Below are 12,358 nucleotides of genomic sequence, written 5' to 3'. Positions count from 1 at the left end.
TTACTTTTGTAATTCTTTAAAAGATAATAATTTATCTCTGTAATATTCGTATTGTTTTTGACGGGCTTCAATTTCTGCTGGAAGTCCTGCGGACAGGTCATTGCAGAGAGTATCAAAGCGATCGATAAGCGTTGCTATTGACTGCTGTCTTGAAATAGGCGGTAATGGAATTATAATTTTTCGTAATTCCTTCATAGGAATGCTTTTCACAGTTCCACCTACCACCTTTTTCATGTAGGATTTCTTTATATCCTCAGACACCAACAAATATCTTAAATATTTCGAGTCGATCAATTCCTTGTTGGGCTTAATCGCATATACACCTTCCTTAATATTCCAGTTCGTCGGTATTTCTTCAATAACCGCAACTTCTCCTATCGTTCCTGTGCCTGAGAATAAAATATCTCCAATCTCAAGATTAGACCTATTGTTACACAACAGCATCGCTTCATCATTTATTCGATCAGTTTTTTCAGAAGGAACGATTTTTCCATTTTGAAGTTCTCGAATCGTAATATAATAATTTTTTGCCTCGGCCGTGTTAAGTTTAAAAAAGTGTCGAGGATTCAACCCTGTATTGAGAGAGACAATCACTTTTTCTAATTCAACACTTGCAACGGTGTACAAAGGGAACATAATAAAAAACTTAATAATGGACTGCCAATCTTACACAAAGTACCGCCCAAACGAGACTACGGGCGGTATTTTTGTATCATGGCGGAGAAAGGAGGAACTTCCCACGGGGGCTTGACTGAAAAGTTGAGCCCCTTTTTTTCATGCCAAAAAACAGGAGGTAAATGCTTATGGCAGATGATAAAACCACAAAAACGCCGGAACAGCCGGTAACGGATAGCGGGCCGGGCAAGGAAACGCCTCCCGCTCCCCCAAAAGAGCCGGAGAAGGTTTCCGTTTCCCCGGAGCCGGAAAAAAAGACGGAACCGGAGGTAAAGAACCCACAGGTTTCTGTCTATAACTTCGCTGAAATTATGAAGGAAAAGAAAGTCGAGGAACGGGCGGCAGTTCCCAGCGGGGAAAAGCCTGTCCCGGCAAAAACGGAAAAACCGGAAAAGCAGCCGGAGGCTCCGAAGAAAGCGGAGGAAAAACCCAAAGAGCCGGAACAGCCGAAGCGCCGGGGCCGTCCCCCGAAGGCAGATAAGGACAAGGACGCAGCCCCGAAGCCCAAAGCTCCCGCACAGAAACCGGAAAAGGCGGTCAAAAAGGAACCGGAGAAAAAAACGGCTCCAACGGTGCAGACTGCTCCCACTCCGAAGGAACCCGAAAAGCCGAAGGATGCACCACGCCGGGGCAAGGAGCAGATCGTCTATATCAAGCTGAACGAGCTCTACGCCTTCAAGAACCATCCCTTTGAAGTCCGGGACGATGAAGAAATGCGGGCTATGGTGTCCAGCGTCAAGGACAAGGGCGTTACCCAGCCTGCTATCGTCCGTCCCCGTGAGGATGGCGGCTATGAGATCGTGTCCGGCCACCGCCGCCAGAAGGCCAGCGAGCTTGCCGGGTATGCGGATATGCCCTGTATCGTCCGAAACCTGACAGACGATGAAGCCATCACACAGATGGTCGAGGACAATCTCAACCAGCGTGAAGAAATCCTACCCAGTGAGCGGGCCAAAGCCTTAAAAATGCAGCTTGAGGCTATCAAGCACCAGGGCTCCCGCACTTCGGGCCAGATTGACCCGAAGGACGCTGGCAAACGCTCCAACGAGATCGTGGCCGAGCGCAATAAGATGGCGGTCAAGCAGGTGCAGCGGTATATCCGTCTCAATGAGCTGGTTCCCGACCTGATGAAGTTGATGGATGAAAAAAAAGCTGGGCTTTACTACGGCGGTGGAGCTTTCCTATGTCAGCAAAAAGAACCAGAACTATATCGCCGTTGCCATTGACAGCCAGCAGTCCTCTCCTTCGCAGGCGCAGGCAAAGCGTATGCGTGAGCTGGACGAAAAGAAGCTGCTCAACGGGGATGTGATCGACGGCATTATGATGGAGGACAAAAAGGAGGTAGACAAAGTGATTTTGACAGGTGCGGAACTGAGCAAGTATTTCGGCAAGGAAACTACGCCGAGGGAAATGAAGGACCAGATCATCAAGCTGCTGGACGACTGGAAGGGTCAGCAGAAGGAACACGAAAAGCCGGAGAAGAAAACCGAACAGGAAAAGTAAGCCCAAACTTCGGGTCAGCATGGCCCGAGGATTGCGGGGCTCTGCCCCGCGCCCCGAAGCTCTGGAGATATAAATGATTCCCCGTCGCCAGTTATTCCGTAGCATAGCCGGGAAAATCAGTCAAGGGCAGCGCCGCCGCAGGCGGTACCGGAGGCACCCTTGACGGATTTCTCCCGGTTATGCTTTTTCCCGGTCAAGCGACGGGGATATAAATTCTCCAGAGCCGTTCCCCTTCCCGGGGGAAGGGGCGGAGGGGTTGGGCGAACTCTTGCTTTTTCCTAAACCAAAACAGAAATGGAGGCTCAACCAATGAAACGACCTTTAGCGTACCTGACCGCCGCATGGAGCGGCGAGCCGGATGTTGATATGGAGCTGGCGGCCCACTACTGCCGCCTTGCTTATGAGGCGGGCTTTTCCCCGATCTGCCCGCTCTTGTACCTGCCGCTGTTTTTGAATGACAGTGTTCCCGAGGAACATAAGGCCGGGATTGATATGCGCCGGGATATGCTGCGGCGTTCCCACACCCTGATCGTCTGTGGCAGCGTTGTGGACGAGGATGTAAAAAATGATATTGCGGTTGCCGGGCGGCTGGGCATTGCGGCGACCACACTGGAAGGGGTGCTTGCCGTGAAGGGACACGGCACCTCGGGCCATGCCGGACATTAAGCTGGGGAGCCTTTTTGACGGGATCGGCGTGTTCCCTCTGGCTGCTTCCCGGTGCGGTATCCGTCCGGTATGGGCCAGCGAGATTGAAAAAGCGCCCATCTCCATAACCAAAAGGCACTTTCCCGACATGGTGCATTTGGGGGATATTACGAAGGTGGACGGCGGGAAAATCCCACCTGTCCATATAATTACCTTCGGTTCCCCCTGTCAGAACCTTTCTCTGATCGGCAACCGCTCCGGCCTTGCCGGGGCAAAATCAAGCCTGTTCTATCAGGCGTTTCGTATCATACAGGAAATGAGGGATGCTACTGATAACCTATATCCAGCTATCGCTGTTTGGGAAAACGTCATGGGAGCGTTTTCTACAAATGACCGGATGGACTTTAGAGCCGTCCTATCCGCCTTCTCGGACACCGAAGTTCCAATGCCTCCTTCGGGAAGATGGGGAAACGCCGGAATGGTGCGAGGGGGAACGCCTGATGTGTGCTGGCGGCTCATGGACGCCCAGTATTGGGCAGGCTCCCGAAGGCTGGCACGAAGGCAGCGGATTTTCGTCGTGGCGGATTTTGGAGGCAGACGTGCCGCAGACATACTATTTAAGCCCCGTCCAATGCTCCCACTTCCTCCGCCTTGCGGAGAGGGCGGGCGGGCCGCCGCCGAAGGAGATCGAACAGCTTCTTTTGAAACAGGGCGGCAGATACCAGTCATCCACCCCTTTCAGTGCTTCCGTATGCGGGGAGCGGCAAAAAGGCAGGAAGAAACGGCCTTCCGAAACAGCTTCGGATTACCAACTGACCCTTTTCCCACTCTTTTAGCCAGTGATGTAACGCCCTTTGCCTTCTGGTATGAGGGCGACCCGAAGGGCGGCTGTATCCGTTTTCTGACGGAAACGGAAAGCGAACGGCTGATGGGGCTGCCAGAGGGCTGGACAAAGTACGGGGCGGACGGCGTGGAGATCCGGCCTCTGCAACGCTACAAGGCACTGGGAAACGCGATTGCCCTCCCTTGCGCCGATTACATTATGGCCGGGATTTATGAGGTGCTGGCTGACCGGGCCGAAAAGGAGGAATGAGCCCATGTTTGAAGCCTATATAACCAATACAGCCCTATACCCCTTAATGGGAATCGAGGTAGGGACAACGGTACATTTCCCCATGACGACACAGGAGTTGCAGGCCGCCCTTGCCAAAATCGGGATAGACGGGAAACGGTACAGCGAAGTGTTCTTTACCAGCTTTGACAGCGATGTGCTGGGGCTCTACGATCATCTCTACGAATGTGAGAACATCGACGAGCTGAACGAGCTGGGCCACGCTCTGCTGGAAGTACGGGATAAGGGGGGACTGGAAACCTTTGAAGCCGCTCTTGTCTTGGGAAACCACACACGGAGCGTGAAGGATTTGATAAACCTGACGCAGAACCTTGACCTTTACCGCTTTTACCCGGATATTTCTGATGATGAAGGGCTGGGCCGTCTGTACGCCGACGAGCTTGGGACCATCGACATACCGGAGCACATTCAGAACTACTTCGATTATGAGGCATACGGGCGGGATGTGCGTATCAACGAGGGCGGCGTATTCGCTCCCGGTGGGTATGTGTCGGCAGTCCCGGAGGGCTTCAAGGAGTATTACCACGGGCCGCAGGACATTCCGCCGGAACACCGGATATTTGCCTATCCTGAAAAGGCCGAGCCTGTCCACTCCATTCTCGCTGCACTCAAACGGTTTCAAGAAGCCCCACCCGCTCCGAAAAAGGACAAGGCGGGGCCTTCCCATGAAGAACGGTAGGACTTCGGGCCAGCATGGCCCGAAGCATAAAGGAGGTACATACCATCAACTATTACCCTATCAATGAAGGGGCCGCCCGCCGGGCAAAAGAAATGAACAGCTTTTCCGACTACAAGGAAGGGAGCGCAACGGCGGAATACCGGGCAATGGTGGACAAGGCCGCCGCCATAGCGGAACAGCAGAAATCCCGGGTGGACCCCATGTACCATGAGAAGATCGACCATCTGTTAGACACCTACGCCCGCAAGCTGGCCGAAAACATGAACCAGGGCTTTGCCATTGACGCAAGGGTTCCCTCTGTGATGATCGCCGGACCTGCCAATTTCCCGGTGGGAAAGAAGGAAAAACAGAACCGGGCCCGGGACAGCAACATGGAGGAATGGCGGTATATTCAAGGGCTGCTGGATAAGATATGCAGTACCGGCATGGGCGGGATCAGCGCCGATGACCCGGCGGCCATTGAAAAGCTCCAGAAGAAGCTGGACGGGCTGGAACGCTCCCAGCTCATTATGAAGGAGGTCAACGCCTATTACCGCAAGCATGGCAAGCTGGACGGCTGTGCGCTGCTGTCGCCGGACCAGATCGAAAAGCTGAAAGCAAGCATGGCGTCAAGCTGGCGGAGCGACCCGAGGCCCTTTGAAAGTTACCAGCTTACCAACAACAATGCGGAGATCCGCCGGGTAAAGGCCCGTATCGAACAGCTTTCCAAACAGGCGCAGCGGGAGTTTTCCGGCTGGGAGTTCGACGGGGGCCGTGTGGAGATGAACCGGGAGGACAACCGCTTGCAGGTATTCTTTGATGGAAAGCCTGACGCGGACACCCGGGCCGAGTTGAAAAGCAGCGGTTTCCGCTGGGCTCCCAGTGTAGGCGCATGGCAGAGGCAGCTCACGGACAACGCCATCCGGGCGGCTGACCGTCTGGAATGTATCAAGCCGCTGTCCGGCGAAAAGCCCTCCCAGCTTCAAAAGAAGCCCTCTATCTTGCAGACCATGCGGGAACAGGGCGAAAAAGTCCAGACGGAGCCGGAAAAGAAAGCTCCGTCCGGCAGGGATGCCGAGCGGTAAGCCTCGGGCCACATTGGCCCGAGGTTTTCTGTTCCCCGAGATTGTACGGGGGCCTCCCGGATAGCGGGACCCCCCGACGGAAAGGAGGTTTTATGCAGGAAGAAGTAAACCAAAAAACGGTTGCCCTTTCGATCAGGACAACGAAGCTCACGGGAAAGGTGCTGGCTGCCGCGCTTGGGAAGGTAGCGCGGGCGCTGCAAAAGCACCACCGGAAGGCGCTGACCCCGCGGGGACGCCAGAGTGTAAAAAAGCTGATGAACCACTATGGCGGCAAAAGCGCCATGCCCTATGTGGGAGCCCCAAAGGATTTTGACCGGATCGCAAAGGAGTTCCATGTGGACTACGCTTTCCATAAAGTGAGCCCCGGTCATTACCTGCTGTTCTTCAAAGCCAATCAGGCGGACGCTATCACGGCGGCCTTCCAGAAGTACAGCGCAAAGGTGCTGAACAAAGAGCAGGACAAGGCTTCCATCCTCGGCCAGCTTCGGAAATTCACGGAGCCGATCAGGACGCAGGCAAAGGAAAAGCAGCGAACCAGAGAGGCGGTGAAGGACGGACGTTGAGTGACAAGATTAGAAAATATGTGCTCCCAAACCTGCCGTACCTCTTTGTGTTCTGGTTCTTCTCCAAAAATCGGGACGGCCTACCGGATCGCCCCCGGCACAGACTTCGGGACAAAGCTCATGGGGATGCTCGATACCTTCCCCAAAGCCTTTGAAACCTACTGGCCGGGGCTGGGAGGTATTGACCTGCTGGTGGGCCTTGCCGGTGCGGCTGGGGTGTATCTGCTGATACAGTCAAAGATCAGGCAGGCGAAAAAATTCCGGCGGGATGCAGAGTACGGCACTGCCCGCTTTGGAACAAAGGAGGATATAAAGCCGTTTGTAGACCCTAAATTTCAGAACAATGTCATTCTGACCGGAACGGAGTTCCTTACCATGAACACCCGTCCGAAGATACCTGCCAATGCCCGGAACCTAAACGCCTGTGTCATCGGCTCGTCCGGCTCGGGAAAGACAAGGTTCTGGCTGACCCCGCAGCTCCTTCAAGCCCATTCCTCGTATGTGGTGGTAGACCCGAAGGGCGGCACCCTCGACCAGTGCGGGCGGTTTCTGCAACGGGAGAAATACAGGGTGCGGGTGTTCAACAGTATCGACTTTTCAAAATCCATGCACTATAATCCGCTGGCCTATATCAAGACGGAGAGCGATGTTTTGAAATTCGTTACCGCCCTGATCGCCAACACCAAAGGCGATGGCAAGGAGGGCGACGAGTTCTGGACCAAAGCCGAAACCCTCTTGTACTGTGCCCTTGTGGCCTACATCGTCTTTGAGGGGCCGGAGGAAGAACGCAACATGAATACGCTGGTGGAAATGATAAACAGCATGGAAGTCCGGGAGGATGACGAAACCTTCAAAAACGCGGTGGACTATATGTTTGACGGGCTGGAACGCCGCAGCCCCCAGCACTTCGCCGTGAGGCAGTATAAGAAATACAAGCTCGCCAGCGGCAAGACAGCCAAAAGCATTTTGATTTCCTGCGGTGCAAGACTGGCTCCCTTTGATATTCCCCAACTTCGGGAGATCATGTCTTATGACGAACTGGAGCTGGATAAGCTGGGGGATGAAAAATCAGCGCTGTTCTTTCTTATCAGCGACACGGACACCACCTACAACTTTTTGGTTGCCCTCGCTTTTTCGCAGATGTTCAACCTTCTGTGTGAACGGGCTGACAACACCTATGGCGGGCGTCTGCCCTATCATGTGCGGGTGCTGTGGGACGAGGCTGCCAACACCGGGCAGGTGCCGGGGCTGGAAAAGATTGTGGCCGTCATCCGCTCCCGTGAGATCAGCCTGACGCTTTTTTATCAGGCAATGAGCCAGTGCAAGGCATTGTACAAAGACCATTCCGAAACCATCATGGGCAACATGGACAGTACCGTATTCCTCGGAGGCCGGGAGGCTTCCACCCTAAAGGATATTTCGGAAAACTGGCTGGGCAAGGCCACCATCTCTATGCAGACCGAGGGCCGAAGCCGTGGACAGTCTGAAAGTTACAGCCAGAATATGCAGCGGCTTGGCCGGGAACTGATGACCACCAGCGAGATCACCACCATGCCCGGGGATAAATGTATCTTGCAGCTTAGGGGGCTCCCGCCCTTCCTGTCCCCGAAGTATGACTTGAAAAAGCACCCGAATTACAAGTACACAGCCGAATTTGATAAAAAGAAAAACGCCTTCCGCTTGGAAAGCCTGTTCCGCCACCGGCCATTGAGACTAAAGCCGGAGGACGAATACACGGTGTACGAAGTGGACGGCTCCGACACGGACGAAGAAGCTGACCTGTTGAATTTCGATGATCTGGACAGCGACGAGTTTGTGTAACTTCGGGCCATGATGACCCGAAGCGCCGCCGATGTGGGCGGCTTTTTTTGTACCCAAAACCATCAAACAAACAAAATGGAGGAACGTATATGGAATTTTTCAATCAGGCAATCGACATTCTTAAAATTCTGGTCATGGCTCTTGGCGCCGGTCTGGCGGTGTGGGGCGTCATCAACCTTCTGGAAGGTTACGGGTCGGACAACCCTGCGGCAAAATCACAGGGCATTAAGCAGCTCATGGCTGGCGGCGGTGTCGTTCTGATCGGCCTTCAGCTTATCCCTCTGCTGTCCGGCCTGTTCAGCTAAGTGTCACCCGTTGTCCCTTTTTCCAGAAAAGGAGCTGATGTATGGACTTTATCATCGACGCAATCGTTGAATGGCTGAAAGGTCTGCTCGTCGATGGTATCATGGGAAATCTGGACGGCCTTTTCGATAACGTCAATCAGAGCGTTGGCGAGATCGCCACACAGGTAGGCACGACCCCGGCGGACTGGAACGCCGGGGTCTTTTCCATGATACGACAGATCTCCGAAACTGCCATTCTGCCAATCGCCGGGGTCATCCTCACTTTTGTTATGACCTATGAACTGATACAGATGCTCATAGAACGCAACAACCTCCATGAAGTTGACACATGGATGTTTTTTAAGTGGGTGTTCAAAACCTTTGTGGCTGTGATGATCCTGACGAATACCTTCAATATCGTGCTGGCGGTCTTTGATGTGAGCCAGTATGTGATCCAGCAGTCAGCGGGCATTATCCAGAACGGGACAGAAATCACGCCGGATGTGCTGGACAGTCTGCGGACAGAGCTTGAGGCGATGGAGTTAGGCCCTCTGTTCGGACTCTGGCTCCAGTCCTTCCTGATCCAGCTTACCATGATTGCCTTAAACATCGTGATTTTCGTCATCGTATATGGCCGTATGATTGAAATTTATTGCGCGTCCAGAAGCGCCGCTTTTCATCCAAAGGCGGTGCGCGGACATTTTGGGAATCCGGCTTTAGCAAGCCGGTAAAGAAAAGTATCAAAGACGTGAAACGCGTCACTTTAGCGTCATCCGATTTACCCCGGAGGGAAACCACAAGGGGGACAATAGCGTATCGGAAAAATCGCGAGTTGGGAAAACCATCTACCCACGACTGAGCGGCAAGACGCAACATTGTGAATGAGGAGCAAGGCTAAACTGCTTTAAGGGTAGTCCGAGGCGGGATACTCGACCCGGCGGCGCAGGATGGTTGTATTCGCCGTATGTCATAGCGGAATGTGACAGGTAAACACAGACCGCACGATACTTATGACAGCCAGCCGCAGTAAGCGGAAAAGGACGAAAACCCACTACCGACATCACAATACGCTTATCCCAAAGTGTCTAACTGGAGATTGCCTAAACCGGAACGCCGGAACTATCCGGCTATGCGTAATGCCGCAAGGCGATAAATTTCAAGGGGTAAAAACCCAAGAAAGATGACGCTGAATATCCGGCATGGCAACGGAGCCTCCGTAGTAGTCCGAGGGCGGGAAAGCCGTCTACATGGCGAAGGGAGGCAGGATGTCAACCAATTCATAAAAAGGAAAGGTGCGTGAGGCATTATGAGAAGTCCTGAAAATGTGTTGGAAAGCCTAAAATCCAAGGCGTGTAACAAGAGTTACAAGTACGAGCGGTTATACCGCAACCTGTACAATCCACAATTCTATCTGCTGGCATATCAGCGGATACAGGCGAAACCAGGCAACATGACAGCCGGAACAGACGGCAAAACCATTGACGGAATGGGAATGGCAAGGATAAACGCCCTCATTGAAAAGATGCGGGATTTTAGTTATCAGCCTAACCCGGCAAGGAGAACGTATATCCCGAAATCCAATGGGAAAATGCGTCCTCTGGGGATACCGTCATTCGACGATAAACTGATACAGGAGGTGGTGCGGCTCATCTTGGAGAGTATTTATGAGCCAACCTTTAGCGACTATTCCCACGGTTTCCGTATAAACAGAAGCTGTCATACGGCACTCAAATATGTGCAGAAATATTTTACGGGGACAAAGTGGTTCGTTGAGGGGGATATAAAGGGCTGTTTTGACAACGTAGACCATCATGTGTTGATTGCTATTTTGCGAAAGCGGATTGCAGATGAATATTTCATCGGTCTGCTCTGGAAGTTCTTGAAAGCTGGATATATGGAGGATTGGAATTACCACAATACTTATTCCGGAACTCCGCAAGGCTCCATCATCAGCCCTATCCTGGCAAACATCTACATGAACGAACTGGACAGTTATATGGCAGAGTATGCAGAGAAATTCAACGGCGGAAACCGCCGTAAAATCAATCCTGCGTTCAAGAAGAAATTGGATGTCTGCCGAGGAAAAGAACAAAGGCTTAAAAAGAAATATCTCTAAAATGAGCGTGGAAGAAAAAAGAGGGCTTAATTGCAGAAATCCGGGAACTTCGGCGTAGTCTGAAATCTATACCGTATAGCGACCAGATGGACGATAGCTATAAACGGCTTTTGCTATATCCGATACGCCGATGATTTCTTAATCGGAGTTATCGGCAGCAAAGAGGACGCAGAACAGATTAAACAAGATGTAGGCTACTTTATCCGGGACAAACTCCATCTGGAAATGTCCGAGGAAAAGACATTGATTACTCATGGACACGACGCTGCGAAGTTCTTGGGATATGAGGTCACAATCGCCAAAGGCGAACACAACAAAAAGACCAAAACCGGGGCTACCAGACGGGTAAACAATGGAAAAGTCTTACTTTATGTTCCCCATGATAAGTGGGTAAAACGATTGTTCTCCTACAATGCCCTCAAGATTAAATATGACAAACAAAATGGAAACAAAGAGGTTTGGGAGCCTGTCCGGCGCACTCGCCTGTTGCACTTGGACGATTTGGAAATCCTAAACCAATACAACGCAGAAATCCGTGGATTGTATAACTACTACCGACTTGCAAACAACGTGTCTGTACTCAATAACTTCTACTATGTAATGAGATACAGTATGCTCAAAACCTTTGCTGGAAAATATCGGACACGAATCAGCAGAATTATCCGCAAGTACCGTCAAGGAAAAGATTTTGTTGTGGAATATCCGAAGAAAAACGGCAAGGTCGGAAAGGTATTGTTTTACAATAATGGGTTCCGCCGGGACACTAAAGTAGAAAGCGGAAATCCTGATATAGTAGCAAGAATTTTTGAGAATTATGGGCGTAATAGCCTTATAAAAAGACTGCAAGCAAACAGGTGTGAGTGGTGTGGCGCAGAGAATGTGCCGCTTGAAATACACCATATACGAAAACTCAAAGATTTAAGTGGCAGAAAACAATGGGAAATCGCCATGATTGGGCGTAAGCGCAAGACAATGGCACTCTGCATTGACTGTCACGATAAGTTACACGCAGGAAAGTTAGACTGACATCTGGAGAGCCGGATACATCGAGAGGTGTAAGTCCGGTTCGGAGGGGAGTTCTCGGAAACCTGCCATAGTGATATGGTAAGGCGCCGGGTTCTTACCCTACTACTCACAAGTTTAGCGCCTATCCCGTTTGCCACAGTCCCCAACAGGGAAACCGGACACATGGGGCAGAACTATTTCCGCTCCCTCTTTGCGGTGGGCTTTCAAGGTCTATTGATCTTAGTCTGTGTTGCCATCTATGCGGTGCTGATCCAGAGTATCGCCGCCGACGGCGACCCCATCGGGGCGATCTGGGGATGCGTGGGATATACGGTGTTGCTGTGTTTTACCCTGTTCAAAACGGGCAGCCTTGCAAAATCCATCTTCGGCTGCCATTAAGAGACTTCGGGCCATGATGACCCGAAGCGGAAAGGAGAAATCCATGCAGGAAAAAACTGCGGGCGGAACACCAGCCGCCCCTATAAAGCTGGATGTAAGCGTGCGGGTCATCGAACCTGTGAAAAATCTCATGGGCTTTGCCAGCGTGAAATTCAATGACTGCTTTGTGGTGGAAAATCTGAAAATCGTACAGGGCAGCAAGGGCCTCTTTCTTGGGATGCCCAGCCAGCCGGACGGCAAAGGCGGCTATCGGGATATGGCCTACCCTGTCACAAAGGAGTTCCGGGAACAGCTCAATACTGCTGTTCTGCAAGCCTATGAGGCAAAGCTGGAACAGATGGCGGAGCGCGGCTCTGTGGGGCGTGCGTCCATCAGCGACCAACTCAAAGCCGGAAAAGCGGCTGCCGAACAGGCAAAGGCAGAGCGGCCTCCGAAGGAAAAGCCCAGCCGTGGTGCAGAGCGTTGACCTCGG

General features: G+C 52.2%; 8 protein-coding genes and 5 pseudogenes. 12 read left to right on the top strand and 1 reads right to left on the bottom strand.

The window, feature by feature from the left end:
• Nucleotides 1–636: a restriction endonuclease subunit S gene (locus RJD28_08895; GenBank protein ID WNV56495.1), complete on the bottom strand. Its 636-nt coding sequence runs from the start codon at nt 634–636 to the stop codon at nt 1–3.
• A 161-nt stretch (nt 637–797) separates the two neighbouring features.
• On the opposite strand from RJD28_08895, the pseudogene RJD28_08890 reads away from it, so the two are divergent.
• The 12 genes and pseudogenes from RJD28_08890 (at nt 798) to RJD28_08835 (ending at nt 12,352) form a co-directional block, all read left to right on the top strand.
• Nucleotides 798–2,178, top strand: a pseudogene (locus tag RJD28_08890) (ParB/RepB/Spo0J family partition protein).
• Between the two features lie 309 nt (nt 2,179–2,487).
• Nucleotides 2,488–2,844 (top strand): hypothetical protein, encoded by a 357-nt coding sequence (locus RJD28_08885; protein ID WNV56494.1) that lies wholly within the window; start codon nt 2,488–2,490, stop codon nt 2,842–2,844.
• On the top strand, nt 2,831–3,916 hold the full coding sequence (locus tag RJD28_08880; GenBank protein WNV56493.1) for a DNA cytosine methyltransferase: 1,086 nt from the start codon (nt 2,831–2,833) through the stop codon (nt 3,914–3,916). The genes RJD28_08885 and RJD28_08880 overlap by 14 nt, the downstream gene beginning before the upstream one ends.
• A gap of 4 nt (nt 3,917–3,920) precedes the next feature.
• Nucleotides 3,921–4,634, top strand: coding sequence for an antirestriction protein ArdA (locus RJD28_08875; GenBank protein WNV56492.1), 714 nt, complete (start codon nt 3,921–3,923; stop codon nt 4,632–4,634).
• Between the two features lie 14 nt (nt 4,635–4,648).
• On the top strand, nt 4,649–5,698 hold the full coding sequence (locus tag RJD28_08870) for a hypothetical protein (protein WNV56491.1): 1,050 nt from the start codon (nt 4,649–4,651) through the stop codon (nt 5,696–5,698).
• 92 nt (nt 5,699–5,790) lie between these two features.
• Nucleotides 5,791–6,261 carry a PcfB family protein gene (locus RJD28_08865; GenBank protein ID WNV56490.1) on the top strand — a complete coding sequence of 157 codons (471 nt, stop codon included), beginning with the start codon at nt 5,791–5,793 and terminating at the stop codon, nt 6,259–6,261.
• Nucleotides 6,258–8,082 (top strand): annotated as a pseudogene (locus RJD28_08860) (type IV secretory system conjugative DNA transfer family protein). The gene RJD28_08865 and the pseudogene RJD28_08860 overlap by 4 nt, the downstream one beginning before the upstream one ends.
• 89 nt (nt 8,083–8,171) lie before the next feature.
• Complete coding sequence (locus RJD28_08855; GenBank protein ID WNV56489.1) at nt 8,172–8,387, top strand: Maff2 family protein; 216 nt, start codon at nt 8,172–8,174, stop codon at nt 8,385–8,387.
• A gap of 41 nt (nt 8,388–8,428) precedes the next feature.
• Nucleotides 8,429–9,019: pseudogene (locus RJD28_08850) on the top strand (CD0415/CD1112 family protein).
• A gap of 653 nt (nt 9,020–9,672) precedes the next feature.
• Nucleotides 9,673–11,508 (top strand): annotated as a pseudogene (locus RJD28_08845) (reverse transcriptase domain-containing protein).
• Between the two features lie 102 nt (nt 11,509–11,610).
• Nucleotides 11,611–11,886: pseudogene (locus RJD28_08840) on the top strand (hypothetical protein).
• Nucleotides 11,887–11,899: 13 nt separating this feature from the next.
• Complete coding sequence (locus tag RJD28_08835; GenBank protein WNV56488.1) at nt 11,900–12,352, top strand: SpoVG family protein; 453 nt, start codon at nt 11,900–11,902, stop codon at nt 12,350–12,352.
• The last annotated feature ends 6 nt before the right edge of the window (nt 12,353–12,358 follow it).

It is taken from the genome of Oscillospiraceae bacterium NTUH-002-81 (assembly GCA_032620915.1).
In the GTDB taxonomy this organism is placed as follows: Bacteria; Bacillota; Clostridia; order Lachnospirales; family Lachnospiraceae; genus JAGTTR01.
Note: the sequence above shows the minus strand (reverse complement) of the source record. Positions and strands in the feature narration are given on the sequence as shown.

What these genes read in the sequence shown, in the direction of transcription:
- RJD28_08880 (WNV56493.1), top strand. Translation starts at nt 2,831, where the DNA reads ATGCCGGACATTAAGCTGGGGAGCCTTTTTGACGGGATCGGCGTGTTC.
- RJD28_08855 (WNV56489.1), top strand. Translation starts at nt 8,172, where the DNA reads ATGGAATTTTTCAATCAGGCAATCGACATTCTTAAAATTCTGGTCATG.
- RJD28_08885 (WNV56494.1), top strand. Translation starts at nt 2,488, where the DNA reads ATGAAACGACCTTTAGCGTACCTGACCGCCGCATGGAGCGGCGAGCCG.
- RJD28_08835 (WNV56488.1), top strand. Translation starts at nt 11,900, where the DNA reads ATGATGACCCGAAGCGGAAAGGAGAAATCCATGCAGGAAAAAACTGCG.
- RJD28_08895 (WNV56495.1), bottom strand. Translation starts at nt 636, where the DNA reads ATGTTCCCTTTGTACACCGTTGCAAGTGTTGAATTAGAAAAAGTGATT.
- RJD28_08870 (WNV56491.1), top strand. Translation starts at nt 4,649, where the DNA reads ATGGCCCGAAGCATAAAGGAGGTACATACCATCAACTATTACCCTATC.
- RJD28_08875 (WNV56492.1), top strand. Translation starts at nt 3,921, where the DNA reads ATGTTTGAAGCCTATATAACCAATACAGCCCTATACCCCTTAATGGGA.
- RJD28_08865 (WNV56490.1), top strand. Translation starts at nt 5,791, where the DNA reads ATGCAGGAAGAAGTAAACCAAAAAACGGTTGCCCTTTCGATCAGGACA.